Origin of the sequence: Ottowia sp. (assembly GCF_035325765.1) — a bacterium.
GTDB lineage: Bacteria > Pseudomonadota > Gammaproteobacteria > Burkholderiales > Burkholderiaceae_C > Ottowia.
In genome coordinates this window covers 64,396-89,420 of sequence record NZ_DAOKZG010000004.1, presented here as the reverse complement: position 1 = coordinate 89,420, position 25,025 = coordinate 64,396, and the positions used below count along the sequence as shown (strand labels likewise).

General features: G+C 68.4%; 25 protein-coding genes. 15 read left to right on the top strand and 10 right to left on the bottom strand.

Annotation, left to right across the window (positions count from 1 at the left end):
- Nucleotides 1-48 precede the first annotated feature (48 nt).
- The 5 genes from PKA16_RS02920 to hemA all read right to left on the bottom strand — a co-directional run bounded on the left by PKA16_RS02920 (nucleotide 49) and on the right by hemA (nucleotide 4,500).
- Nucleotides 49-816, bottom strand: coding sequence for a pilus assembly protein (locus PKA16_RS02920; RefSeq protein ID WP_324400221.1), 768 nt, complete (start codon nucleotides 814-816; stop codon nucleotides 49-51).
- A 125-nt stretch (nucleotides 817-941) separates the two neighbouring features.
- Nucleotides 942-1,811, bottom strand: a complete 870-nt coding sequence (locus PKA16_RS02915; protein ID WP_324400321.1) for a PilW family protein — start codon at nucleotides 1,809-1,811, stop codon at nucleotides 942-944.
- Between the two features lie 65 nt (nucleotides 1,812-1,876).
- The gene (gene pilV, locus PKA16_RS02910) at nucleotides 1,877-2,500 is read right to left on the bottom strand and encodes a type IV pilus modification protein PilV (protein ID WP_324400219.1); all 624 of its coding nucleotides are present in this window, start codon (nucleotides 2,498-2,500) and stop codon (nucleotides 1,877-1,879) included.
- 11 nt (nucleotides 2,501-2,511) lie between these two features.
- On the bottom strand, nucleotides 2,512-3,087 hold the full coding sequence (locus PKA16_RS02905; RefSeq protein WP_324400319.1) for a GspH/FimT family pseudopilin: 576 nt from the start codon (nucleotides 3,085-3,087) through the stop codon (nucleotides 2,512-2,514).
- 138 nt (nucleotides 3,088-3,225) lie between these two features.
- On the bottom strand, nucleotides 3,226-4,500 hold the full coding sequence (gene hemA, locus PKA16_RS02900) for a glutamyl-tRNA reductase (protein WP_324400217.1): 1,275 nt from the start codon (nucleotides 4,498-4,500) through the stop codon (nucleotides 3,226-3,228).
- Nucleotides 4,501-4,572: 72 nt separating this feature from the next.
- On the opposite strand from hemA, the gene PKA16_RS02895 reads away from it, so the two are divergent.
- Nucleotides 4,573-4,845 carry a hypothetical protein gene (locus PKA16_RS02895; protein ID WP_324400215.1) on the top strand — a complete coding sequence of 91 codons (273 nt, stop codon included), beginning with the start codon at nucleotides 4,573-4,575 and terminating at the stop codon, nucleotides 4,843-4,845.
- Between the two features lie 17 nt (nucleotides 4,846-4,862).
- Here PKA16_RS02895 and ugpQ read toward each other — a convergent pair whose 3' ends face one another.
- The 5 genes from ugpQ to ugpB all read right to left on the bottom strand — a co-directional run bounded on the left by ugpQ (nucleotide 4,863) and on the right by ugpB (nucleotide 10,656).
- A complete protein-coding gene (gene ugpQ, locus PKA16_RS02890) occupies nucleotides 4,863-5,603 on the bottom strand; it encodes a glycerophosphodiester phosphodiesterase (RefSeq protein WP_324400213.1) in 741 nt (246 codons plus the stop codon).
- 144 nt (nucleotides 5,604-5,747) lie between these two features.
- Nucleotides 5,748-6,770 (bottom strand): sn-glycerol-3-phosphate ABC transporter ATP-binding protein UgpC, encoded by a 1,023-nt coding sequence (gene ugpC, locus PKA16_RS02885; protein WP_324400211.1) that lies wholly within the window; start codon nucleotides 6,768-6,770, stop codon nucleotides 5,748-5,750.
- 167 nt (nucleotides 6,771-6,937) lie between these two features.
- Entirely contained in the window at nucleotides 6,938-7,789 is an 852-nt protein-coding gene (gene ugpE, locus PKA16_RS02880; RefSeq protein WP_324400210.1) for a sn-glycerol-3-phosphate ABC transporter permease UgpE, read from the bottom strand.
- A gap of 618 nt (nucleotides 7,790-8,407) precedes the next feature.
- The gene (ugpA, locus tag PKA16_RS02875) at nucleotides 8,408-9,289 is read right to left on the bottom strand and encodes a sn-glycerol-3-phosphate ABC transporter permease UgpA (RefSeq protein ID WP_324400208.1); all 882 of its coding nucleotides are present in this window, start codon (nucleotides 9,287-9,289) and stop codon (nucleotides 8,408-8,410) included.
- A gap of 53 nt (nucleotides 9,290-9,342) precedes the next feature.
- On the bottom strand, nucleotides 9,343-10,656 hold the full coding sequence (ugpB, locus tag PKA16_RS02870) for a sn-glycerol-3-phosphate ABC transporter substrate-binding protein UgpB (protein ID WP_324400207.1): 1,314 nt from the start codon (nucleotides 10,654-10,656) through the stop codon (nucleotides 9,343-9,345).
- 256 nt (nucleotides 10,657-10,912) lie between these two features.
- Here ugpB and serA point away from each other — a divergent pair, with 256 nt between their 5' ends.
- The 14 genes from serA (at nucleotide 10,913) to PKA16_RS02800 (ending at nucleotide 25,019) form a co-directional block, all read left to right on the top strand.
- The gene (gene serA, locus PKA16_RS02865; RefSeq protein WP_324400205.1) at nucleotides 10,913-12,142 is read left to right on the top strand and encodes a phosphoglycerate dehydrogenase; all 1,230 of its coding nucleotides are present in this window, start codon (nucleotides 10,913-10,915) and stop codon (nucleotides 12,140-12,142) included.
- Between the two features lie 805 nt (nucleotides 12,143-12,947).
- Entirely contained in the window at nucleotides 12,948-14,849 is a 1,902-nt protein-coding gene (locus PKA16_RS02860) for a phage tail sheath subtilisin-like domain-containing protein (RefSeq protein WP_324400203.1), read from the top strand.
- A 38-nt stretch (nucleotides 14,850-14,887) separates the two neighbouring features.
- Complete coding sequence (locus PKA16_RS02855; RefSeq protein WP_324400201.1) at nucleotides 14,888-15,412, top strand: phage tail protein; 525 nt, start codon at nucleotides 14,888-14,890, stop codon at nucleotides 15,410-15,412.
- Nucleotides 15,413-15,434: 22 nt separating this feature from the next.
- Complete coding sequence (locus PKA16_RS02850; RefSeq protein WP_324400199.1) at nucleotides 15,435-16,187, top strand: hypothetical protein; 753 nt, start codon at nucleotides 15,435-15,437, stop codon at nucleotides 16,185-16,187.
- A complete protein-coding gene (locus PKA16_RS02845) occupies nucleotides 16,187-16,960 on the top strand; it encodes a hypothetical protein (protein ID WP_324400197.1) in 774 nt (257 codons plus the stop codon). The genes PKA16_RS02850 and PKA16_RS02845 overlap by 1 nt, the downstream gene beginning before the upstream one ends.
- Complete coding sequence (locus PKA16_RS02840; RefSeq protein ID WP_324400195.1) at nucleotides 16,957-18,303, top strand: DUF4255 domain-containing protein; 1,347 nt, start codon at nucleotides 16,957-16,959, stop codon at nucleotides 18,301-18,303. Before PKA16_RS02845 ends, PKA16_RS02840 begins: the two co-directional genes overlap by 4 nt.
- Complete coding sequence (locus PKA16_RS02835; RefSeq protein WP_324400193.1) at nucleotides 18,303-20,282, top strand: ATP-binding protein; 1,980 nt, start codon at nucleotides 18,303-18,305, stop codon at nucleotides 20,280-20,282. Before PKA16_RS02840 ends, PKA16_RS02835 begins: the two co-directional genes overlap by 1 nt.
- Nucleotides 20,279-20,506: a hypothetical protein gene (locus PKA16_RS02830; RefSeq protein WP_324400191.1), complete on the top strand. Its 228-nt coding sequence runs from the start codon at nucleotides 20,279-20,281 to the stop codon at nucleotides 20,504-20,506. The genes PKA16_RS02835 and PKA16_RS02830 overlap by 4 nt, the downstream gene beginning before the upstream one ends.
- Complete coding sequence (locus PKA16_RS02825; RefSeq protein WP_324400189.1) at nucleotides 20,503-22,017, top strand: DUF4157 domain-containing protein; 1,515 nt, start codon at nucleotides 20,503-20,505, stop codon at nucleotides 22,015-22,017. Before PKA16_RS02830 ends, PKA16_RS02825 begins: the two co-directional genes overlap by 4 nt.
- Nucleotides 22,014-22,673, top strand: coding sequence for a hypothetical protein (locus tag PKA16_RS02820; RefSeq protein WP_324400187.1), 660 nt, complete (start codon nucleotides 22,014-22,016; stop codon nucleotides 22,671-22,673). Before PKA16_RS02825 ends, PKA16_RS02820 begins: the two co-directional genes overlap by 4 nt.
- Before the next feature lie 13 nt (nucleotides 22,674-22,686).
- Nucleotides 22,687-23,037, top strand: coding sequence for a Base plate wedge protein 53 (locus PKA16_RS02815; protein ID WP_324400186.1), 351 nt, complete (start codon nucleotides 22,687-22,689; stop codon nucleotides 23,035-23,037).
- 11 nt (nucleotides 23,038-23,048) lie between these two features.
- Nucleotides 23,049-24,182 carry a hypothetical protein gene (locus PKA16_RS02810; protein WP_324400184.1) on the top strand — a complete coding sequence of 378 codons (1,134 nt, stop codon included), beginning with the start codon at nucleotides 23,049-23,051 and terminating at the stop codon, nucleotides 24,180-24,182.
- Nucleotides 24,179-24,691, top strand: coding sequence for a phage baseplate assembly protein V (locus PKA16_RS02805; RefSeq protein ID WP_324400182.1), 513 nt, complete (start codon nucleotides 24,179-24,181; stop codon nucleotides 24,689-24,691). Before PKA16_RS02810 ends, PKA16_RS02805 begins: the two co-directional genes overlap by 4 nt.
- Before the next feature lie 10 nt (nucleotides 24,692-24,701).
- Nucleotides 24,702-25,019 (top strand): hypothetical protein, encoded by a 318-nt coding sequence (locus tag PKA16_RS02800; RefSeq protein ID WP_324400180.1) that lies wholly within the window; start codon nucleotides 24,702-24,704, stop codon nucleotides 25,017-25,019.
- Nucleotides 25,020-25,025 lie beyond the last annotated feature (6 nt).

The window sequence follows — 25,025 nt, the reverse complement described above, 5'->3', positions numbered from 1 at the left end:
ATCAATCTGAAATGGTCTGAGGCTCTGATGGCTTCCTTCTGCGGGCGCTCAGTCCTTCATCCGTTGCCGGGCGTAGGTCTCCTGCAGCACGACCTGGGTGCCGGGCTTGCGCCCGAATGCAACTGCCGTGATGCGGAAGACGACGTAAACGTCCAGGTTGAGGGGCAGCTGACTGGTGGTGGAATCCACGATCACACTGGCGCTCTTTGCCTTGTCGCTGTAGCGCATGATCTCGATCCAGTACCAGCCGCCTCGGCCAACAGCGGTTTCAGTCAGGATCGGATTGAGCGCCCCAGCGACGGTGGTGTTGGCGGCTCCGGTGTATTGGCCATAGCGTGCGCCGTCCCATACGAGAGCGGGCTCGACGGGCTCTTCGGAGAAGAGTGGTTGTTCGCCGAAGGTTGGCCTGGCCGCAGGTTTCACCGAAGTGCTTGCTGTGGCGTAATTCCAGAAATCCTGACGCCCAATGCGGCGCGTGCACAGGGCATCCCGGCAGCGTGTCGGCTGGAGTTCCAGCGTGGTGAGCAGGGGGTTGATTTCCTTGGTGTCGGCCGGAATCTGCAGGCTGCTGGTGTAGGCACGGCATGGGGGGCCAACGCACAGCGCACCGCTGGCGGTCTCGCCGCGGATGTCCAGTTCGGCGTCTTGCAGCAGGGCCTGGGCCGCCTCGAACGCGCGCTGGTAGTCGGCATCGTTGCCGACTACCAGTTCGTTGAACAGCGAGGTGCGCGATGCCCAGAGCGCCAGCAGCATCGAGAGCATGACGAAGACGATGACCACGAACAAGGCCACGCCGCGTTCGCGCTTGGCATGCATTGGACCGGACTGTCTCGCCAGGATGCGAGCAGCGCAGCGGGGATTTGCAGGGCGTTTCTTGTGGGGCATGGCTACGGGCTCGCGATGTCCTGGGGCAGTGTGCATGGCGATCGGTCGGCGTCGGTTCAGAGCAGCCCCTGGCTGCGCAACTGGAAGGTGTTGCGGAACAACAGGTGCATGCGGTTGTTGCGCTCGCCGGCAAGCGTCGTCATGTCCACGCTCTCATCCTCGCAGTCGGTGTAACTGCTGCCGGCAGGCATGGCGATCGGCTCGCTGCCGTACAGCACCAGGCAGACCTGCACGCCCTGGACGCGCCGCCATTCCGGGTCGCCAGCGGCGGGCATGTCGCTTCCCTTGCGGTATTGCAGGGAGGTGCCAACGCCACCGGCTACGGATTGCACGAGGTAGGTGACCTGAAACTGCGCGACGTTTTGCGCGATTGCCTGTCCAGTGGCGCCATTGCCTCCGCACCTCAGGTCGCCACCGGACAACGTGAAGATGCTCTCGATCCGTTCGTCGGTCTTCGCATTTGCGGGCAGGCCCACGCAATTGCGCATCAGGAAATCGGTGCCGATGGTGGACGCGGTGGCGTTGTCTGCAACGTAAACCTCGTCTTGATATCGTCGAAATCCGGTGGTCACGCTCGCTTCGTCGCCAAAGATGGCGTCTTTCTGCTCGAAGCTGTTGCCCCCGTCGTGTGCGTCCGCCTTGATCTCGAACACCACGGCGCCGAGCACATCGGTATTGGTGCCGCCAGTCGGACTGGGATTCAGGTAGAGCGAGCCGGCCTGGCGCAGTTGCTGGCCGACGACCCGCAGGATGTAGGCGCCTTGCTGCTGGATCGCACTGGCGTCGCTCACGGTGCCCGAAATGCCGCGCGAGACCATGACGGCGCCCATGGCCACTGCAACGACCAGCAGGCCGATCGCGATGCCGACCATCAGTTCGATCAGCGTCACGCCGCGTTGCCTCGACGCGTGCCGAAAGGTGCGCATGGAGAGATGGCTGTTTTGGGACACGGACGTTGGCTCCGAGGGTAGTGCCGCCAGGGTTCGCGCGGTCATGAGCAATACACCGTCATGGCGCCGCCGCTCGCATAAGGCGCGCAGCGTGCGGAAACGGGCACGTATTGAAGGTGGCAGGTGAACCCTTCGGGGCAGGTGTTTTCCTCATTGGTGTCGCCGCCGGTGGGCACGGCGTCAATGGCGCTCTTGTAGTCTTCGTCAGCGTCGTGCCGCTCGTTTTCACGCCAGGCGACGATCACGCCAAGCATTCGGCGATTGGCGCTGACGGTTTCGCCAGGTGCGAGAAAGATGCTGGCCTGTCCGGCCGGAAGGGTTTGCTGAACAGTGGTCTTCCACTGCTTGACGTCATAGGCAGCCTGTTCTGCCGCGGAGCAGTTCGAGCTGGCGCAATCGCTGGCGCTCAGGTCGGCCCCCTTCTGGTCGTATCCGGACGCGTAAGCTGCCATGCCCAGCAATGCATTGGGGCTGACTTTCATGCGTTCACCCAGGTCCTCGATCAACCGGATCGCCTGTGCGCGGCGCACGGTGGTCGTGGTGTCGGTCAGGGTGCGCATTTGCACGCCCAGAATGCCCAGGATGCCGAGGGCGGTCACCAGCATGGCGACCAAGGACTCGATCAAGGTGATGCCGCGTTGGCGCTGGCGGGTTGTGGATTGCATGGAATTGCCCCTCAACTGCACGAGGTTCCGGAAACAGTCTTCAGGCGCCCGCCCGAGCTGATGCAGATGGTCTTTGCCACCGTGGTGTCGGAAGACTTGCCTTGCGGTGCAAAGCTGATGCCGACGAAGGAACCCGAAACCATGCCCCAGCGGTCCAGTCTGATCGTGGCGCTGTTGGTCGAACGGGCGACTTCCATTCGGGCTGGCGTGTCGAAACGCTGCAAGATCGGGTCGGTCGCATCGCAACTGCCATCGTTGGCCACGTCTTCGCAGACGAACCAGCCGCAGCCCCACTTCGCATCGCCGTTGGCAGTAGTACAGCCGTTGGTGTCGTTGGGCAGCTTCTGGATGACGGTGTAACCGCCGCGCTTGATCGCTTCGGAGCGCGCGAAGAAATAAGTGGACTGGAAGCCTTCTGTCGCCTGCCGCACGCGCCAGCGCTCCAGGATCGGCGTGAAGCTGGGCGCGGCCAGTGTCGCCAGGATGGCCACGATGGCCACGACCACCATCAGTTCGATGGCCGTGAACCCGCGTGCGGTACCTGGACTGAGCGCACGCCTGGCAGACGGAATGGGCGGATGATGCATGGACATCATCCTAGGAATCCTCGCAGACGGTTGCAGCCCCCGACCGACGATCGGCCGCTCGCGGCTGACGAGTGGTACCACTGCCAGCGTCAGGCGCCGGAATTCGTGAAATCCGTCACGTCCGGCGCGGACGCCGGATTACGGGCGTGCTCCGCGCAGGAACAGCCGCTCCACCGTCTGCGCCGTCTGCTCGCGCTGGGCCGGGTCGCTGGCGCGCAGCTCGGCCATGGCGCCGTGCAGCATCTTCTGCGTCAGGCCGCGGCTGAGGGATTCGAGCACGGCGTCGATGTCCTCGCCCTGGGCCAGGCGCTTGCGCGCGCGCGCGAGCTCCAGCGCGCGCCATTCGTCGGCCTGGGCGTTGAGCTCGCGGATCAGGGGCACGACGCCGGCGGCCGGGTCGCGCTGGCCGAGCCAGTGCATGAAGCTCTGGACGCCGGCGTCGATGATGACCTCGGCCTGGGCCACGGCGGCCTGGCGGCTGGCCTGGCCGGTCTGCACCACCTGGGCCAGGTCGTCGACGGTGTAGACGTAGACGTCGCCGAGCTCCTTGACCTCGGGCTCGATGTCGCGCGGCACCGCCAGGTCGACCATGAACATGGGGCGGCGGCGGCGCTTCCTGAGCGCGCGCTCGACCGCGCCCAGGCCGATGATCGGCACCTGGGCCGCGGTGCAGCTCACCACGATGTCGAACTCGTGCAGGCGCTCGGGCAGGTCGGCGATGCGCATGGCCTCGCCGCCGAAGCGGTGTGCCAGCTTCTCGCCGCGCTCGAGCGTGCGGTTGGCGATGGCCACGTGGCGCGGGCTGCGCGCGGCGAAGTGGGTGGCCGTGAGCTCGATCATCTCGCCGGCGCCGACGTAGAGCACCTTGACCTGACTCAAGTCTTCAAAGAGCTGGCTGGCCAGGCGCACGGCGGCCGCGGCCATGCTGATCGAGTGGGCGCCGATGTCGGTCGAGCTGCGCACTTCCTTGGCGACGGCAAAGCTGCGCTGGAACAACTGGTTCAGCGTGGTGCCCAGGGCACCGGCGTCCTGCGCGGCGCGCACGGCGCTCTTCATTTGGCCCAGGATCTGCGGCTCGCCCAGGACCATGCTGTCCAGGCCGCTGGCGACGCGGAAGGCGTGGCGCGCGGCCTGGCCTCCCTGCAGCACGTAGGTGTGCTGGTGCAGGGCGTCGATCGGCACCTGGCCGGCCTGGGCCAGCCAGCCCAGCGTGTGGTCGATCTGCACCTGGTCGGAGGCGCAATAGACCTCGGTGCGGTTGCAGGTGGAGAGCAGGGCCGCTTCGGGGTGGCGCGCGTGCATCTGGCGCAGACGGGCCAGCGCCGGCGCCACCTGATCGAGCGCGAACGCAAAGCGACCGCGCAGGTCCAGCGGCGCGGTGGTGTGATTCAGCCCCAGGGCCCAGACCGCCATGGGGTCGGATTATAAAATCCGGCGCGGGTTTTGACACGAGTCTGCTTTGTTGTCTTGACCCCTATCAAATTCATGGGCGTTCTCGATCTGTTCTGGCATCTGGCGGGCTTCATGGCGCCGGCCCTGGTGCTGGCGCCGGCGGTGGTGCTGGTGTCCCGTCTGCCGGGCTGGCGGTCGGCGCGCGCCGGAGCGTGGCGCCGGGAGCTTGCGTTCAACCTCGGGGCCTGCCTGCTGGTGCTTGTCGCCGGGCTGTTGCTGAGCGGGCACGACGGGCGCATGGCCACCTATGCCGCCCTGGTGCTGGCGAGTGCCGGGTGCCAGGCCTGGCTTCTGCGGCGTCGCTGAGGGAGCGGTGGCCGGCTTCAGCCGCTGGCGGCACCGAGGCGGTCGACGCTGTCGGTGAAGATTCCGTCGGTGCCCAGCGCGGTCAGGCGCTGCGCGGCGGCTTCGTCGTTGACCGTGTAGCTGAGGACGCGCAGGCCGGCGTCTTGCGCCCGGGCCACGGTGTCGGGCGTCCACTGCGGGTGATCGGCGGTCACGGCGCGACACGCGAGCGCGCGCGCCGTGTCCAGCCAGCCGTCCCGCAGGGTTTCGAGCAGCAGGCCGCGTGGCAGTTCGGGGGCCGCTTGCTGGGCGGCGCGCAGGGACGCGGCCTGGAATGAACTGAGCAGCGGCGGCGTGGCGGCACCCGCCCACAGGCGCGCGGCCAACTGCGCCACGGCGCAGCCGGTGGCTTCCTCGCAACCCGGGGTCGGCTTGATCTCGATGTTGAGCAGCAGGTCGTTGGCCAGACAGTAGCGCGCCAGGTTTTCCAGCGTCGGGATGGGCTCGCCCGCGTAGGCGGGCGAATGCCAGCTGCCGGCGTCGAGCTGCGCCAGCTCGGCCCAGCACAGGCGGCCGGCCACGCCGCGGCCGTTGGTGGTGCGCTCCAGCGTGTCGTCGTGCAGCAGGAACAGCACGCCGTCGGACGACAGCTTGGCGTCGCACTCGAACATGCGATGGCCATGGCGCGCTCCCAGGCGAAACGCGGCCAGGGTGTTCTCGGGCGCGAGCTTGCCGGCGCCGCGGTGGGCGATCCAGAACGGGTAGGGCCAGTCGGACATGGGTCAAGGGACACCGGCTGGCGCCGGCAGGAGGAACGATCTCGCTGTGTCTCGATGACGGCTGCTGCGCCGCCGTGACGGCGAACGCCGGCCCGGCACCGCGGTCATCTGGTGATCGAGCCGTTCCATGGCGGAGTCATTTCGTCATGCTTCGATGCGCAGCCCGGTGGCGGCGTCGAAGCCGTGGATGCGGTCTTCCAGCGGCAACAGGTGCAGGGTCTGGCCGGCTGCCGGCGGCGCTTCGGTCTCGGCCATGCGCACGATCGTCCAGGGGCCCTGGGGGCCGCCCAGGTGGCCGTAGACCAGGCGTTCGGCACCCAGCATTTCCACGGTTTGCACCACCAGTTGCCAGCCACCGGAGGCGACCACGCGCAGGTGCTCGGGCCGGATGCCGAGGATGGCGCCGTCGCGCACGCCCTCGATGCCGGCAAGCAGGTTCATCGGCGGCGCGCCGATGAAGCTGGCGACGAAGGTGGTGGCGGGGCGGTGATACACCTCCTCGGGCGTGCCGAACTGCTCCATGCGGCCGGCGTTCATGACGATCATGCGTTCGGCCAGCGTCATGGCCTCGACCTGGTCGTGCGTGACGAACAGGCTGGTGATGCCGAGATCACGGTGCAGCTTCTCGATCTCCAGCCGTGTCTGCGCGCGCAACTTGGCGTCGAGGTTGGACAGCGGCTCGTCGAACAGGAACACCTGGGGCTGGCGCACGATGGCGCGCCCCATGGCGACGCGCTGGCGCTGGCCGCCGGAGAGCTCGCGCGGCTTGCGCTGCAGCAGGCCGCCCAGCTCCAGGATCTGCGCCGCCTTGTCCACGCGCTGGCGGATTTCGTCGATGGGTACCTTCTTGATCTTCAGGCCGTAGGCCATGTTGTCGAACACGCTCATGTGGGGGTAGAGCGCATAGTTCTGGAACACCATCGCGATGTCGCGCTCGGCCGGCTCGAGGTCGTTGACCACGCGCTCGCCGATGCGGATGGTGCCGCCGGTGACTTCCTCCAGCCCGGCCACCATGCGCAGCAGGGTCGATTTGCCGCAACCGGAAGGCCCGACGATGACGACGAACTCGCCGTCATTCACCTCGGCGCTGACGCCGTGGATGACCTGGTTGGCCCTGGGCCCGGTGCCGTAGCGCTTGATGACGTTGTCGAATTGGATGGCGGCCATGTTCTATGACGGAACGAGGGTGGGCGCTGCTGGCGACAGCATGCCGAACTGGAGCTGACAAGCGGCCGCGGAGCGGGCCATGCCAGCGAACGCCGTGGCCGGACCTGCGCCGGCTACTGGCGTTGTCCCCCTTCGGGGGGAAGGCGCGGAGCGACTCAGGGGGGGCTTCATTTTTCAGTGTCCACCAGGCCCTTGACGAACCATTTTTGCATCAGGATCACGACCAGCGCCGGCGGGATCATGGCCAGCAGCGCCGTGGCCATGACGACGTTCCACTGGTTGGCGGCGTCGCCGCCGGCGATCATGCGCTTGATGCCGATCACGACCGGGTACATGTCCTCGCTGGTGGTGGCCAGCAGCGGCCACAGGTACTGGTTCCAGCCGTAGATGAACTGGATCACGAACAGCGCGGCGATGCTGGTGCGCGACAGCGGCACCAGCACGTCCCGGAAGAAGCGCATCGGACCGGCGCCATCGATGCGCGCCGCCTCGACCAGCTCGTCGGGCACGGTGAGGAAGAACTGGCGGAACAGGAAGGTGGCGGTGGCCGAGGCGATCAGCGGCACCGTCAGCCCGGCGTAGGTGTTGAGCATGCCCAGGTCGGCGACCACCTTGTAGGTCGGCATGATGCGCACCTCCACGGGCAGCATCAGCGTGATGAAGATGGCCCAGAAGAAGAAGCCCTTGAGCCGGAAGCGGAAGTAGACGATGGCGAACGCCGACAGCAGCGAGATGGCGATCTTGCCGAAGGTGATGACCAGCGCCGTCACCAGGCTCACCCACATCATGCGCGCCACCGGCGCGGTGGAGCCGGCGCCGTCGCCGCCGCCCAGCAGCGCGGTCTTCCACGTGTCCCACAGGTGGTTGCCGGGCAGCATCGGCATCGGCGCCTGCACGATGTCCTGCGCCGTGTGCGAGGAGGCGACGAAGGCGAGATACAGCGGGAAGGCCACCGTCAGCACGCCCAGCACCATCACCAGGTGCGTGAGCACGGTCAGCCCGGGTTTGCGCTCGATCATCGCCGATCGTCCTCATGATCGCGCGCCCTCGATGCCACGCGGGTCGGGATGGCGCGCGCCGTGTCGGTCTGGTGCCGCAGCCGTTTTGGGGCTGGTCTCATTTCAACGTCTCGCGGTGCGCCGCGCCATCAGCGGCGCGTAGATTCGGGGGGATCCCAAGGCCGCGGAGCAGGCCACCCCAGTGGCAGCCATGGTCAGGGTTTCCCTGGCCTTGGGCCGCGCCCCCTTGAGGGGGGAGGCGCAACATCGCGCAGCGAGTGGAGCCACGAGGGGGTTCCAGTTTCCATGGCGGCATGCATCGCCCGCAGCGCCTGAACCCAAAAGCCCGAAGGCCGCGGAGCAGGCCATCCCAGTGGCAGCCATGGTCAGGGAAACCCTGACCATGGGCCGCGCCCCCTTGAGGGGGGAGGCGCAACATCGCGCAGCGAGTGGAGCCACGAGGGGGTTCCAGTTTCCATGGCGGCATGCATCGCCCGCAGCGCCTGAACCCAAAAGCCCGAAGGCCGCGGAGCAGGCCACCCCAGTGGCAGCCATGGTCAGGGTTTCCCTGACCATAGGCCGCGCCCCCTTGAGGGGGGAGGCGCAACATCGCGCAGCGAGTGGAGCCACGGGGGTGGTTCAATATTGCACCTTCTTCTCGACGTAGCGGAACTGGATCACCGTCAGCGCGATGACGATCGCCATCAGCACCGCCGACTGCGCCGCCGAGCCGCCCAGGTCGCCGTTCTTGAAGCCGTCGTTGTAGACCTTGTAGACCAGGATCATGGTGTCCTGGCCCGGGCCGCCCTGGGTGGTGGCGTCGATGATGGCGAAGGTGTCGAAGAAGGCGTACACCATGTTGATCACCAGCAGGAAGAAGGTGGTGGGCGAGAGCAGCGGAAACTGGATCGACCAGAAGCGCCGCCATGGCCCGGCGCCGTCGATGGCGGCAGCCTCGATCAGCGACTTCGGGATCGACTGCAGGCCCGCCAGAAAGAACAGGAAGTTGTAGGAAATCTGCTTCCACACCGCGATCAGGATGATCAGGGTGACGGCCTGGCCCGAGTTGAGCACGTAGTTCCAGTCGATGCCGAGCAGGCGCAGCGCGTACGACACCACGCCCAGCGCCGGCGAGAACATGAAGATCCACAGCACGCCGGCCACCGCGGGCGCCACCGCGTAGGGCACGATCAGGAAGGTCTTGTAGGCCATCGCGCCGCGCACCACGCGGTCGGCGAACACCGCCAGCGCCAGCGACAGGCCGATGCCGAGCACCGCGACCACGACCGAGAAGAACGCGGTGATGCGAAACGAGCGCAGATAGGCGTCGTCGCTGAACAGCTCGCGGAAGTTCTCGAGCCCGACCCAGGTGGTCGACAGGCCAAAGGCGTCCTGCGTCTGGAACGACTGGACCATGGTCTGGGCGGCCGGCCAGTAGAAGAAGATGGCGATGACCGCGGCCTGGGGCGCGAGCAGCACCCAGGGCAGCCAGGCGGATCGGAACTGGACGCGCTTTTCCATGAAATGCCGGCCGGCCCGCGACGCGAGCCGGCATCAACAGGCCGAGTGCGAGTTTACTGGTTGGCCTTCTGGAAGCGCACGAGCTGCTCGTTGCCGCGCGCCACCGCCGCGTCCAGCGCCTGCTTGGGTGACTTGCCGCCGGTCCAGATCTGCTCGGTCTCCTCGTCGATGACGGTACGGATCTGGTTGAAGTTGCCCAGGCGGATGCCGCGCGACTTGTCGGTGGTCTTGCGGATCATCTGCGTCACCGCCACGTCGGTGCCCGGATGTTCCTTGTAGAAGCCGGACTTGTCGGTCAGCTCGTAGGCGGCCATGGTGATCGGCAGGTAGCCGGTGCGCTTGTGGCTGGCCGACTGCACCTCGGGCTGCGACAGATAGGTGAAGAAGGCGGCCACGCCCTTGTAGGTCTCGGGCTTCTTGCCGGCCATCACCCACAGGCTGGCGCCGCCGATGATGGTGTTCTGCGGCGCGCCCGGCACGTCGGGGTAGTAGGGCAGGGTCGAGATGCCGTACTTGAACTTGGCCTCCTTGCTGACGCGCGCGTACAGGCCCGACGAGCCGGTCATCATGGCGCATTCGCCCGAGGGGAAGGAGACGTCGGCCTTGTTGTCCCGCCCGTGGTAGACGAACAGGCCCTGCTTGGACATGTTGGCCAGGTTATCGAAGTGGCGCAGGTGCAGCGGCGAGTTGAACACGAGACGTGTGGCCGTGCCGCCGAAACCGTTGTTCAGCGTGGCGAACAGCACGTTGTGCCAGGTCGAGAAGCTCTCCAGCTGGGTCCAGCTGATCCAGCTCGTGGTGAACGGACATTTGTGGCCGGCTGCCTTGAGCTTGCCGGCCGCCAGCACCACCTCGGGCCAGGTCCTGGGCGCCTGCTCGGGGTCCATGCCTGCGGCCTGGAAGGCATCCTTGTTGTAGTAGAAGACCGTGGTCGAGCTGTTGAACGGCAGGCTCAGCATCTGGCCGTTGGGCGCCGTGTAATAGCCGGCGACGGCGGGGATGTAGGCGCTCGGATCGAACTTGGCGCTACCCATCTTCATGACCTCGGCGACCGGCTTGATCGCGCCCTTGGCGGCCATCATGGTGGCGGTGCCGACCTCGTAGACCTGCAGGATGTCGGGCTGGTTGCCGGCGCGAAACGCCGCCATCGCGGCCGTGAGCGTCTCGCCGTAGGTGCCCTTGTAGGTGGGCACCACCTTGTAGTCCTTCTGGCTGGCATTGAAGTCCTTGGCCAGGTCGTTTACCCATTCCCCGAGCGGCCCGCTCATGGCGTGCCACCACTGGATTTCAGTCTGGGCGTGCGCGGGCACGGTCAGGCCCAGGGACAGGACGGCGGCGCCCGCCAGCGCCAGGTGCTTCAATTGCATGGATGCTCCTCAGGTCGGTCGGTTCGGGATCATGGCGTGCACGCCAGGCGCACACGCGAATCCTGCGGTTTTCGCACAGCTTGGGCCGGATGGGCACTCGGGATAACCCGTTCACGCGGCGGCAGGCCGGGCGGCGCGGCGAGCGTGCCCAGGCGCTCGCGGTTGTTGCAGTGCAAAATACGGGGTTTTTCGGCGTTTGCTGCGCACTGCAGCCCGGTGCCGCGGGTGCGCGCCGGGTCACTTCCCACCCATCACCATGCCCAAGACTTCGCTGGACAAGAGCAAGATCAAGTTCCTGCTGCTCGAGAACATCCACCCCCATGCGCAGGAGGTGCTGCGCGCCGCCGGCTACGAGCAGATCGAGTCGATCGCCACGGCGCTGGAGGGCGAGGAACTCAAGAAGAAGCTGGCCGACGTGCATTTCGTCGGCATCCGCTCGCGCACCCAGCTCACGGCCGAGGTGCTGGCGCACGCCCCCAAGCTGGCGGCGATCGGGGCGTTCTGCATCGGCACCAACCAGATCGACCTGGACGCGGCGCGCGCACGCGGTGTCGCCGTCTTCAACGCGCCGTATTCCAACACCCGTTCGGTGGCGGAGCTGGTGCTGGCCGAGGCGATCCTGCTGCTGCGCGGCATTCCGGCGCGCAATGCGGCGGCGCACCGGGGGGGCTGGCTCAAGAGCGCCGATGGCGCGCACGAGGCGCGCGGCAAGACGCTGGGCATCGTCGGCTACGGCGCCATCGGCAGCCAGCTCTCGGTGCTGGCCGAAAGCCTGGGCATGCACGTGATCTTCTATGACGTGGTGAGCAAGCTGCCGCTGGGCAATGCACACCAGGTGCACAGCCTGCAGCAACTGCTGCGCGAGGCCGACGTGGTGAGCCTGCACGTGCCCCAACTGCCGTCGACGCAGTGGATGATCGGCGCGCAGGAGATTGCCGCGCTCAAGCCCGGCGCGATCCTGATCAACGCCTCGCGCGGCACCGTGGTCGAGATCGATCCGCTGGCCGAGGCCGTGCGCAGCGGTCGGCTGGCGGGCGCCGCGGTCGACGTGTTCCCGGTCGAGCCCAAGAGCAACAAGGATGAGTTCGTCTCGCCGCTGCGCGGCCTGGACAACGTCATCCTGACGCCGCACATCGGCGGTTCGACCATGGAGGCGCAGGCCAACATCGGACTGGAAGTGGCGGAGAAGCTGGTCAAGTACAGCGACAACGGCAGTTCGATCACCTCGGTCAATTTTCCCGAGGTGGCGCTGCCGGCGCACCCGGGCAAGCACCGCATCCTGCACGTGCACCAGAACGTGCCGGGCGTGATGTCGGCCATCAACCACGTGTTCTCGGAAAATCACATCAACGTGGCGGCCCAGCACCTGCAGACCAACGAGGCGATCGGCTACGTGGTGATCGATCTCGACGCCGCCTCGTCCGACCTCGCGCTCGAGCGCCTGTCGCAGATCCCGGGCACGATCCGCTGCCGGGTGCTGTTTTAGCAGAGCGACGCGGGGCCAGTCCCTCGCACGCTGCGCATCCCTGCCTGGGGCGGCCTGCGGCGCTGCAGATGCGCGCAATGGCTGCGGCTGTTGTGGTGCACTGCCGTTGCGGGGCGCGGGCCCGCCAGAGTCAGGCCCTCGTCGTGTCGTCCGGCGCTGCGCAGGCTGCGTTGGCGCTGCGGCACGCAGCCTTGCGTCCCATCCCCATGTGCGGCGCGCCGCAGCACGAGAACTTGTGCTGCGTTGCCTCGGGGCGCACCAGCGTCCCAGGCACCGGTCCCTTCTTGCCTCGCCTCCACCCGGGGGCTGGCGGGATGGTTGCCCCGGACCTGAAGGCCGGCCGATTCAGGTTCCGGCGGATGTGAGTCGCTGTTGCGGATTGCCGCGGCTCGTCCGGCGGCTGCCACGGCGGGCCATCAGACAATCAAGCCTACGAAAATTACGTTACATCGATGTTTCGGTGTAATGATGTTTTACTAATTAATCCGACACGGCCGAATCCACTCTGGCTACTATTTTGTCGTTCAGGCGACAATTTTCGGGGCCGGCGCGAGACACACGGCGTTTGGGAACTGGCCCTGGTTCTGGTGGGCCCAGCAACTGTCAGCGGCCGCGTACGGAAGCTGGATGGGGCGAAATCCAGCCACGGCGGTGCGTCGAGAACTGGCGGCACCGGACACTGCAGAAACAAGTCCGCGTCCGATTGGGCGGCAGGCGCAACAAGACCAACGGAGTCGACGACCCGAGCGATCCATTCACTGTCCGATTCATCAACGTGCGCCACACGCACAGCAAGGAGCGAACCATGCCCGTGGCTTTGGACTACCCCGGCGTCTACATTGAAGAAATGGCCAGTGGCGTGCGCACGATCGTCGGGGTGGCGACGTCGGTGGCCGCGTTCGTGGGTTTCACGCGCAAGGGCGTGCCCGACAAGGCGGCGCCGGTCACCAGCTTCGGTGATTTCGAGCGCGGCTACGGTGGGCTCGACCGCGACAGTCCGGTCTCCTATGCGGTGCGGCAATTCTTTGCCAACGGCGGCACGCAGGCCATCGTCGTGCGCGTCGCCACCGGTTACGCCTCGGCCGCGTGGACGCTGCAGGACAGCGCGCCGGCCGCGGTGCTGGACGTCAGGGCGGCAAGCCCGGGAGCCTGGGGCAATGACCTGCGCGTCAGCGTGGATCGCACGGGCGCGCGCAATCCCGATGCCGAGTTCAATCTCGTCATCCTGCAGTTGCAGGCCGATGGCGTGACGCTGGCGCCGGTGGAGACGCACCGCAACCTGAACCTGAACCCGGCGTCGCCGCGGTACGTCGAGTCGGTGGTGAACAGTGCGTCGCAGCGGGTCACCGTACAGCGCAGGGCGGGGCTCACGTTCAACCAGCCGGGGTTTGCGGTCAGCACCTCGGTGGTGTTCCCGCTCACCGCCACCGACATGGTGATCGCGGGCGTTGCCAACGGCAACACGCCGTTCAGGCTGACGCTGACCGGGTCGGCGCCCAACAACATCGCCGCCCTGGTGGCCGCGGTGAACGCGGCGATCGGCGTGGCGGGGCTGGGCGCCGTCCTGCAGGCATCCGATTCGGGCGCCGACGGCGGCGCGGGCAGCGGCTTTCTCCGGCTTGGCTCGCTGGTCAATGGCGAGGCGTCGAGCGTGGTGGTGGCCGGCGGCGCGTTCGGCGGCTTGTCGGCCAGCATCCACCTGGGCCTGGCCAACGGTGGACGCGAGTTCACCGGCAACGCCCAGCACCGCCCGGCCAACGTGAGCAACGCGGTGCCGGACACCAAGGGCGTCGATGGCTCCCGCGCTGGCCCCGGCGAGATCGTGGGCAGCCCCGCGGCCAAGAGCGGCATGTACGCGCTGCTCGACGTGGACCTCTTCAACATCCTGTGTATTCCCGAAACCTTCGACATGACGGACCTCCAGGCCGCCGCCGTCATTCCCGCGGCGATTGACCTGTGCGAGAAGCGTCGTGCCTTCTACATCGTCGACGCGCCATCGACCAAGACGCTCGGCAACATCGTCACCTGGGTCAACGGCCCGAACGGCGTGACGCGATCGCGCAATGCGGCGGTGTACTTCCCGGCTCTTTCGCTGGCCGACCCGCTCGACGAACTGCGCCCGCGCGTCATGGCGCCCTCCGGCACTGTTGCTGGCATATACGCACGCACAGACGCCAACCGTGGCGTGTGGAAGGCGCCTGCGGGGACCGATGCGACGCTCAACGGCGTGCTCGACCTGACGCTGCCGATCAGCGATGCCGAAAATGGCCAGATCAACCCCCAGGGCGTGAACGCGCTGCGCAGCTTTCCTGCCTACGGGCGCGTGGTCTGGGGCGCGCGCACGCTCAAGGGTTCGGATGCGCAGGTTGACGAATACAAGTACGTGCCGGTGCGCCGCCTCGCGCTGTTCCTGGAAGAAAGCCTGTACCGCAGCACGCAGTGGGTGGTGTTCGAGCCCAACGACGAGCCCCTGTGGGCGCAGATCCGCCTGAACATCGGCGCCTTCCTGCAGGGGCTGTTCCGCCAGGGTGCGTTCCAGGGCCGCTCGCCGCGCGAAGCGTACTTCGTCAAGTGCGATCGCGAGACCACGACGCAAAACGACATCAACCTGGGCATCGTCAACATCCTGGTCGGCTTCGCGCCGCTCAAGCCGGCCGAATTCGTGGTGCTCAAGCTGCAGCAGATCGCGGGCGACATCCCGACCTGACCAGCAGATGACCGAAACCCGATCGAAGGAGACCGCTCATGGCCCAGTTTTCCGTCAATCCGCAGCGCTTCGACCCCTACAAGAATTTCAAGTTTCGGGTCAAGTGGGATGGTCGCTTTGTCGCCGGCGTGAGCAAGGTGTCGGCGCTCAAGCGCAGCACCGAGGTGGTGGAGCACCGCGAGGGCGGCGATCCTTCCACCGGCCGCAAGTCGCCGGGGCGCACCAAGTACGAGGCCATCACGCTGGAGCGCGGCGTCACGCACGACACCGAATTCGAGAAGTGGGCCAACAAGGTGTGGAACTTCGGCTCCGGCCTGGGCGCCGAGACTTCGCTCCAGGATTTTCGCAAGGACCTGATGCTGGAGGTCTACAACGAGGCCGGACAACTGGTGCTGGCCTACAAGATCTTTCGCTGCTGGGTGTCCGAGTTCCAGGCCCTGCCTGATCTCGACGCCAACGCCAACGCGATCGCGATCCAGCACGTCAAGCTGGAAAACGAGGGCTGGGAGCGTGACTACGACGTGACGGAACCCACCGAGCCCAGCTTCACCGAGCCGGCCTGAATCACGCGAGGGGCGAGCGGCCATGAACGACGCCTTCGCGGTCACCGGCGCGGCAGGCGTATTGCTCGCGCTGTGGGAGCGCGCCGCCGGCGTGGCGCCCGCCGATCGCGATGATGCCCTGCTGGCCGCGGCCGCGGCCGAGGGCGATCCGCCCACCTCGCTGGGCGCGCGCAACGCTGCGCTGATGGGCTTGCGCTCGCGCCTGTTCGGCCGGGTGCAGCCGCTGCGCTGCAATTGCCCGCATTGTGGTGCCGTGTCGGAGTTCCCGATCGACTGTGACGCGCTGGCGCAAGCCCTGCAACCCGCGTCCGAGGCGGCGCGCATGCACCAGATGGAGGCCGCGGGCTGGCGCGTCGAATTCCGCCTGCCGAACGCCACCGACGTGCGAGTGGTGTCGGAGCACGCACGCGACGAAGAGGAATTCGTGCTGGCACTGCTGCAGCGGTGTGTGTCGCGCTGCGAGCGCGACGATGGCGCGACCTGCGCACCGCAGGAATTGCCGGCAGCCGTGGCCGAAGCGCTGTCCCGGCGCATGGAGGCGCTCGAGGGCGGCGCCAGCGTGAGCTTCGAGCTTCACTGCCCGGAATGCGCGCTGTCGTGGGCGGCGTTCATGGACGTGGGCGCCGTGTTGTGGAGCGAGCTGCAGTCGCGCGCCGAGCGCCTGCTGCTCGATGTCGACGTGCTGGCGCGCGCCTATGGCTGGAGCGAAGCGCAGGTGCTGGCGCTGAGCCCGACGCGGCGCGCGGCCTACCTGCAACTCGTGGGAGCCGGGTGATGGAGCGACCGGTCTGTTCCGCCGCATCGTTGCCGTTCCTGGCGCGGCTGGCGCCGAGCGCGCGTGCCGCGGCGCCCGGCGTGCATGCCGCGTTGCCATCGCGCTTCGCGGCCAGCGGGGCACCGGAACCCTTGGTCGAACAGGTGTCGGAGATTCCGGCCGACACGCAGTCCCGGACATCGCGGCAGCGCCCGGATGCTGCCACGCCGCGAACGACGATGCACTTGGCCGGCGTTCCCTCCAGTCCGCTGGTCCGGCGCTCCGCGGTGGACGCGCGAGAACGCCCATTCCGGCCCGCTGTTCCAGGGGCGGCAGGGGCCCCGGGGGCGGTCCCGGAGGCGGCCGCGCAGCGCCAGACGAGCAGTGCGGCGCGCGGCGCCGTGGGCGCCATCGGCTCCCCGTCACTCGAACCACCGCGCCACATGGCCGAATCGGTCGGGTCCACGCAGCATGGGTCTCCGCGGCCCGCGTTTCGGCCGGTCGCGGAGGCGAGCCCGCCGGTCCATCGGGTGCTGCCTCCCGCCGAGGCGCGTGCCGATCCCGGCGTCCGCGCGCCGCTGCGTGAAACCGTGGTGGCGCAACGTATCGCCCCACAGCGCGCTGCCGATGCGCCAACCGTGGTGCACGTCACGATCGACCGGGTCGACGTGCGCGTGCCGTCGCCGCAGCCGGTCGAGCCGCGCGTCGAATCCCGGCGCCGCAGCCCGTCCACCGTATCGCTCGGTGACTATCTGCGCCAGCGTGAACGATCGTCGGGCGGAGGCACGCCATGAGCTCACCGCTGGCCATCGGCGCCGTCAGCGCGGTGCTGCGCAACCTGCTCGACAACGGACTGGTCGAAGCCGGTGCGGCCATCGGCACCACCGTCAACGTGAGCGCGGTCGCGCCCGACACGATCAATCTCGACAACGCGGAGGAACCGCCCCGGCTCAACCTGTTTCTCCACCAGGTCACGCCCAACCCAGGCTGGCGCAACGTCGAATTGCCCTCGCGCAGCGCCGTCTCGGGCGAGCGGCTCACCAACGCGCCGCTCGCGCTCGACCTGCATTACCTGCTCACCGCTTACGCGCGCGCCGACTTCCAGGCCGAAATCCTGCTCGGCTACGCCATGCACCTGCTGCACGAACGGCCGGTGCTCGATCGCGCGGCGATCCGCCGCGCGCTCAACCCCAGTCCGCTGGACGTGAGCATGCTGCCGCCGGCGTTCCAGGCGGTCGCGGCCAGCGATCTGGCCGACCAGGTGGAACTGCTCAAGGTGACGCCCGCGGCCATGACCAGCGACGAAATGTCCAGACTGTGGTCGGCCATCCAGACCCACTACCGGCCCTCGACCGCGTACTCCGTGTCGGTGGTGCTGATCGAGGGCCGCAAGCCCGGTGTCAGGGCGCTGCCGGTGCTCTCGCGCGGACCGATCGATCCGCTCACCCACCGCGACCGTGGCGTGGTGGTCAACGCCGACCTGCTGCCGCCGTTGCCGACGCTGTTCACGGCCGAACCGCAGCACCAGCAAAGCGGTGCGCGGCTGGGCGAGCCGGTCACGATCACGGGCGTGCGCCTGGCCGGCAGTGGCCATCGGGTGCGGCTCACGCACCGGCTCGTCACCACGCCGATGGAAATCGTGCCGTCCAGCCCCGACGCCGCGGGCACGACGCTGGATTTCACGCTGCCGGACGACGTTGCCGCGCAGTCTGCCTACCCTGCCGGCCAATGGTCGCTCACCGTGCGCTTCACGCCGGCCGGCGAGACCGACCCGCGCGAAACCAACGCGGTTCCCCTGCTGCTGGCGCCGGCGCCGGTGATCACCGCCGACGCACCCTTGGGCCTGCCGGCGGCCAGCATCGTGCGCGGCGGCGTGCCGCCGCGGGTGACGGTGACGCTCTTCGCGCGGCCGCAGGTGCGGCCGCAGCAGCGCGCGACGCTGATGCTCGATGGCACCGAATCGGTTGCCGGGCCGCGCCTGGCGGCGACCGACCCGATGGTGTTCGAGTTCCCGAACAGTGTCGCGAGCGGCCCGCATTGGCTGCGCCTGCGCGTGGATGGCACCGACAGCGTGCTGCTCGACCGCAGCGGCGCGGCGCCAGTGTTCGATCCGACGCAGCAAGTGACGGTGCCCTGATGAACGCCCGTGCCGATGCTTCCCTGTCCGTGCCTTCCTGGGCCGAGCGCAACCGCCAATGGCTGGCGGATGCGTTCGCGCGCCTGCGCCTGCGTCTTGCATCGTCAGCGCTGGATTTGCCGGTGCCCGACACGCTCGAAGACCAGGAGCCGTCGGATTTCAGCCCTGCGCTGTTGCATTGCGCGCGAGTCTTCGCCCTCACGCCCTTTGAACGCGAGTTGCTGTTGCTCGCAGCGGGTGTCGAGCTCGACGCCGGTGTGCGCGAGGCCTGGCTCCAGCGCAGTGGCAGCCGCAGTCCGCGCCCCAACTTCGAGCTGGCATTGGAGTTGCTGACCCAGCCGCACTGGGACGCCCTGTCGCCACGCGCGCCACTGCGTCACTGGCGCTTGCTGGAGCCAGAGGCCGGAGCGCTCCCGACGCAGGCGGCCTTGCGCATCGATGAGCGGATGCTGCATTTCATCATCGGTGTCGCGGCCGACGATGTGCGCCTGCTGGGCGTGGCGCGCCGCATCGACCTGGTTCCTCCGCGGGCCGTGGATGCGACCGACCAGGCGCTGCTCGAGCGCATCGTCCTGGCGCTGAGCTGCGCCGATCTGCGCCGGCCTCTGGTCGCGTTGCACAGCGAAACCGGGGATGCGGCCGCACAGCGCGAATTTGCACTTGCCGCCGCCGCACGCTTCGGTACGACTATCCTGTGGATCCAGGCGCGCGACCTGCCGGCCGACTCTGCTGTGCTGGCCGCGACAGCCCGCCGCGTCGACCGCGAGCTCGCGCTGATTGGTGCGCTGCCGGTTCTGGCGCCCGACAGCCCGAACGCCGACGCCACCGCACGCGCCTTCGTCGGACATCTGCAGAGCGCGCTGCTGTGGCTCGGCCCGCCGGACCCGGCGCTGGCCGGCCAGCCGGATCCGCGCCGCGTCCTGCGTTTTGACCTGCCGGCCCCTGATGCCGTGCGGACCCGCGCCGCCCTGGTGGCCCACTGGCGCAACCGGGCCGGCCACGATGCTGTGGATGACGGGCAACTGGAGGCGGCGCTGGCGTGCGCGGCCACGCAGTTTCGGCTCAGCCCCGCCGCCGCTGACAGCCTGATCGCACGTCTCGATGCCATGGACCCGGCGCAGCGCGCACCGGCCGTGTGGGGGGCTGCGCGCGAGGCGGCGCGCGGCGGGCTGGACGCGCTTGCCCTGCGCCTGCCCACGGTCGCCTGCTTCGATGACCTCGTGCTGCCCGAGGCGCTACTCGTCACCCTGCGAGGCATCGCCGGCGAGTTGCGCCACCGTGAGCTCGTGTACCGTGAATGGGGCTTCGGCGAGCGGCATCCGCGCGGCCAGGGCCTGACCGCCCTGTTCGCTGGTGAGTCCGGCACCGGCAAGACCATGGCGGCCGAGGCCATCGCCGCCGAGGCCGGGCTGGATCTCTATCAGGTGGACCTGGCCACGCTGGTCAGCAAGTACATCGGCGAGACCGAGAAGAACCTGAAGAAGCTGTTCAACGCCGCAGAAAGCAGCGGCGCGGTGCTGCTGTTCGACGAGGCTGACGCGCTGTTTGGCAAGCGCAGTGAGGTGCGCGATAGCCACGACCGCTACGGCAACATCGAGGTTTCCTACCTGCTGCAGCGGGTGGAAGCCTATCGCGGCCTGGCGATCCTCACCACCAACATGAAGAGCGCGCTGGACCGGGCGTTCCTGCGCCGCATCCGCTTCGTGCTGCAGTTCCCCTTTCCCGACGCGATGGCGCGCGCCCGGATCTGGCGCCAGGTCTTTCCACTCGCCGCCCCGTTGGCGACACTGGACTTCGAGCGCCTCGGGCGCCTGCCGCTGGCTGGCGGCAGCATTCGCAGCATCGCGCTGGGTGCGGCCTTTATCGCGGCGGCCGGCAGCGGCCGCATTGACGCCGTGGCGGTCGCGCAGGCTGTGCGCGCCGAATTCGCCAAGCTCGAGCGCCAGCCGGGCGACGCGCTGCTGGAGGCGCTGGGATGAAACCGCCAACGATCCGCGTGCACATCGGCCGCGTGGTCTGGAAAGGCGGCGCCCGGCCGCCCGCGGGCCGGCTTGAACAAGCCATCGAAGCCGCGATCGTGCAGCGCTGCAGCGACAGGCCGGCGTTCCGGCCGAGCGGTGCGAACGCCATCGAGGCCGCCGCGCAGGCCATCGCGCAGGCCGTCCACGAGCGGTGGATCCGTGATGGAGGAGGTGCTCGATGAAGCACGCCACTGTCGTCCCACCAGCCACGACGGACAGCGCCCAGGCTTACGTACGCCTGCAGCGCCGCTGCGCCTGCGGGTCCGGTGCGAAAGAAAATCAATGCGAGGAGTGCCATGCCAAGGCCGCGGGATTGCAGGCCAAGCTCGCCATCGGAGCCGCCGACGACGCTTTCGAACGCGAGGCCGATGCGATCGCGGCGCGCGTGATGTCCGGCGGCACGGGTGCGGCCTCCACGGCCCCGTTGGCCGTGCAGCGCGTTGCGCGTCGGCCGTCAGCCGCCGGTCCGGTGGAGATGGCGCCAGCGCAAGTCGAGCAGGTGATTGCCTCGGCTGGCCAGCCGCTGGACGATCGCACGCGCGCCTTCTTCGAGCCGCGCTTCGGCCACGACTTCCGCCGGGTGCGCATTCATGGCGATTCGGCCGCCGCCCGCTCGGCGGCGCAGGTGCGCGCGCGCGCCTACACCGTGGGCGAGCACGTGGTCTTCGGCAGTGGCCAGTACGCGCCGAACTCCGTGGCTGGCCGTGCATTGCTGGCTCATGAGCTGACGCACGTGCTGCAGCAACGCTCGGTGGTGCAGCGCCGCTCGATCATGGGCGAGCCGAGAGCGGAGGGCCTCCGAAAGGGAGAAGATGAGGACGCGCGGGAACATGCGGCCGCCACGGTCCAGCGCAGTCGGTTGTGGTTGCAGCGCCTCGATTGGGACGATTTTCCGGGAGGGTGGCCGGAGAAGGACGAGGCCGAGGCCATCCGCACGCAGGACCGTCTGGTGCGCGAATGCCTGAAGAGCGCGCCGGCGGACAAGGCCGAATGCGATCCTGACCGTGCACTGGACTGGACCGATTTCGCCGACCGCAACGTTCGCAGCGGCTTCAGCGCCCAGACTAGTTCGGACCTGCGCGAGCGGGAGATCAACATCGCCGACCGGCGCTGCAAGCCGCCGTGGGCGCCGGCCGACCAGCCGGCCCGCGGTGTGCAGGCGTTCTTCGATCCCGCTGGCTCGTGGGTGCGCAGGGAAGCGGGTCGCCAGGCGGGGGACCCTGCGGTGAACGGCTGCGCGACCATCGCGAGCGATTGCCGCGCGGACTTTGCGCGCGGCAACACCGGCTTTCGCATGGACCCCGGGCCAGTTCCTGGATGTGCGGCCAGCGTGCGCGCCGCCGGGACGCGCGCGACGACCGCGGACGAGTGCACTACCGTGGTCGGCGCCGACTGCAACGCCACTCGCCTCGCGGAGTCGGCGCGGCTGCTGAACCACGAGCAATGGCATTTCAAGCTGACCTGCGAGATGGCGAAGAAGGCCAACGCGATGCTCGCCACCACGCCCGATTTCGACGCGCTGCTTGCAGCCGCACGGCGCACGCTCAACGCACAACAGCGTCTCTACGACAACCAGACCAATCACGGCTGCAACGCCGGGGCGCAGTCGAGGTGGCAGGCCGACATCTCCGCCGGCCTGCCGGCCGTCACCATCACCGTTCAGGCTCCAGCAGCACCTCGGAGGCGCCGATGACTCTCGCGAATTCTCCCCCGCTGATCAAGGGCGGCCTCGTCGTGCTGGCCCCCGGCGGCGGCCCGGTGCGGCGCACCATCGCGCTGCAGTACAACCCCGAGACGCTGTCGCGCAGCTACCAGGTGCAGGGCGTGGGCGGCGATGGCGGCGGCGAGCGCGCGCAGCCGTTTCGCCTCAAGGGCCCGGCGATCGAGACCTTCAAGCTCGAGGCCGAGATCGACGCCGCCGACCAGCTCGAGTTTCCCGGCGACCATCCGCAGGTGGTGGCGCACGGCATCGCGCCGCAGCTCGCGATCCTGGAAACGCTGGTCAACCCGAGCGTCGACGAAATGCTCCAGGTGGCGGCGCGAAGCGAGGGAGGCACGCTGGAAATCCTGCCGCCCGAGGCGCCGCTGGTGCTGTTCGTGTGGGGCAAGGATCGCGTGGTGCCGGTGCGGGTGACGGATTTCTCGATCACCGAAGAAGCGTTCGACCCGGCGCTCAATCCGCTGCGCGCCAAGGTATCGCTGGGGCTGCGCGCGATGAGCACCGACGACCTCGGCTTTCGCCACAAGGGCGGGACGATGTTCATCAGCCACCTGCGCACGCGGGAGGCACTTGCGGGCAAGGCCGGCGGCGCCACGCTGGCGGCGCTGGGCGTGGGCAACCTGCCATGACCGGAGCACGAACATGACCACCGACCCGGTGCAACTGCTGATCGACGCCGGTGCGATCCCCTCCAGCCCCTTCGGCCCCGACAGCCGCTACCACGGCGTGCCGCTGGGGCGCCATCTGCGCGGCCCCGGCGATCCCGGCGTGGCCTACGTGCTGCGGCGCTTCGTTCCGCGGCGGCGCGACATCGCCATCGTCGCCGAGCACATTGTCGCCGGCGGCGAGCGGCCCGAGCTGCTGGCGGCACAGACGCTGGGCGATGCCGAGCTGTACTGGCGACTTGCCGACGCCAACGCGGTGATCGACCCGTTCGAGCTGACCGACACGCTGGGGCGGCGGGTGGCGATCCCGCTGCCGCCGGGAGCCTGAAAGGCCGAGCCATGGCGACCATCCAGGGCGGAGTCCAGCTATCGCTTCACATCGGCCCGGTGCCGATGGCGGCGCCGCGCGAGCTGGTCGAGTCGCTGGTGCACGCCAGGGTGGAAAGCGGCTCGGGTGACGTGCAAAGCGGCTTCGAGCTCACGTTCGAGCTGCCCGCGCGCTCGCCGCTGCGCACGCTGTTCCTGGTCACCGGTGGCGGCGCGGTGCCGCTGATCCGCGTGGTGCTGGTGGTCACGATCAATGGCCGCGCCGACTCGATCATCGACGGCGTCGCCACCCACGTCGAAACCCGGCCGGGCCAGGGGGGCGTGGCCAGGCTGGTGGTCAAGGGCAAGGACTTGTCGGCGCTGATGGACATCATCGAACTGCCGGGCATCCCGTATCCGGCGATGCCGCCATCGGGGCGCGTGCTGCTGTGCCTGGCCAAGTACGCGGCGCTGGGCGTGATCCCGATGGTGATCCCGAGCATCCTCGACATCCCGCCGCTGCCGATGCAGCAGGTTCCGCAGCAGCGCGGCAGCGACTATGCCTACATCAAACGCCTGGCCGGGGAGGCAGGCTACGTGTTTTATCTGGAGCCGGGACCGACGCCCGGCACCTCCAGGGCGTACTGGGGCCCCGAGATCCGCGTCGGTGCGGCGCAGCCGGCGCTGACCATGAACATGGACGCGCAGAGCAACGTGGAGCAGCTTTCGTTCAGCTTCGACAAGGAAGCCAGGGCGATGCCGATCGTCTTCTTCCAGGAGAGCGTGAGCAAGGCACCGATCCCGGTCCCGATCCCCGACGTCACGCCGCTGAACCCGCCGCTGGGCCTCGTGCCACCGCTGCCGCAGCACCTCGTGAAGCTCGCCGACACCGCGCACCTGGGGGCGGCGCAGGCCTTGATGAAGGGCCTGGCCTACGCCGGCCAGCACAGCGACTCGGTGTTCGGCCAGGGCTCGCTCGACGTCGCCCGCTACGGGCGCCTGCTCAAGTCACGCCAACTGGTCGGCGTGCGCGGGGCGGGACTGCCGTTCGACGGCCTGTATTACGTCAAGAGCGTGACGCACGAGATCGAGCGCGGCTCCTACAGGCAGGATTTTTCGCTGGTGCGCAACGGCCTGATTTCAACGCTTCCTTCGGTTCCGACATGAGCAGCGCACCCTTGTTTGGCAAGTACCGTGGCACGGTGGTCAACAACGTCGACCCGCTGCAGATCGGGCGCGTCCAGGTCATCGTTCCGGATGCCGCCGGCTTCGTGCCCGGCACCTGGGCCATGCCGTGCGTGCCGCTGGCCGGAATCAACAACGGCGTGTTCACGGTGCCGATCCCGGGCTCGGGCGTGTGGGTCGAGTTCGAGCGCGGCGACATCGACTACCCGATCTGGGTCGGCGGCTTCTGGGGCAGCGCGGCCGAGGTGCCGGTGCTGGCGCACCTCGTGCCTCCCGCCGTGCCCGGCATCACGCTGCAGACGCCGCTGAAGAACGGCCTGGTCATCAGCGATGTGCCAGGACCCACGGGCGGCATCCTGATCCAGACCGCCACCGGGGCCATGATTTCGGTCAGCGACGTCGGCATCGTCATCTCCAACGGCAAGGGCGCGGTGATCAACATGACCGGGCCGACCGTGGACGTCAACCTCGGCGCCTTGACGGTGATCTAGGAGGGATGAAATGCCTGGCCCTGTCCTTCATTTCGGCGCCACGGTGCTGTGCTCGCACGCCGGCCAGGCCACGCCGTCGGCGCCGTTTGCGCGCGTGCTGCTGTCGGGCCAGCCGGCGGTCACGCTGACCAGCCCCTATGCCATCGCCGGCTGCGCGCTCGCTGGCACGTCCACGCCACCCTGCGTCACCGGCCAATGGCTCACCGGATCAGCGCGCGTGCTGGCGGGCGGCGCGCCGCTGGCCACGATGGCCGGATCGTCCACCTGCGTGCCCACCGGCACGCCGATGGTTCCGGTGGCGGCGCAGACGCGGGTGCTGGCGACCTGAGCCGAT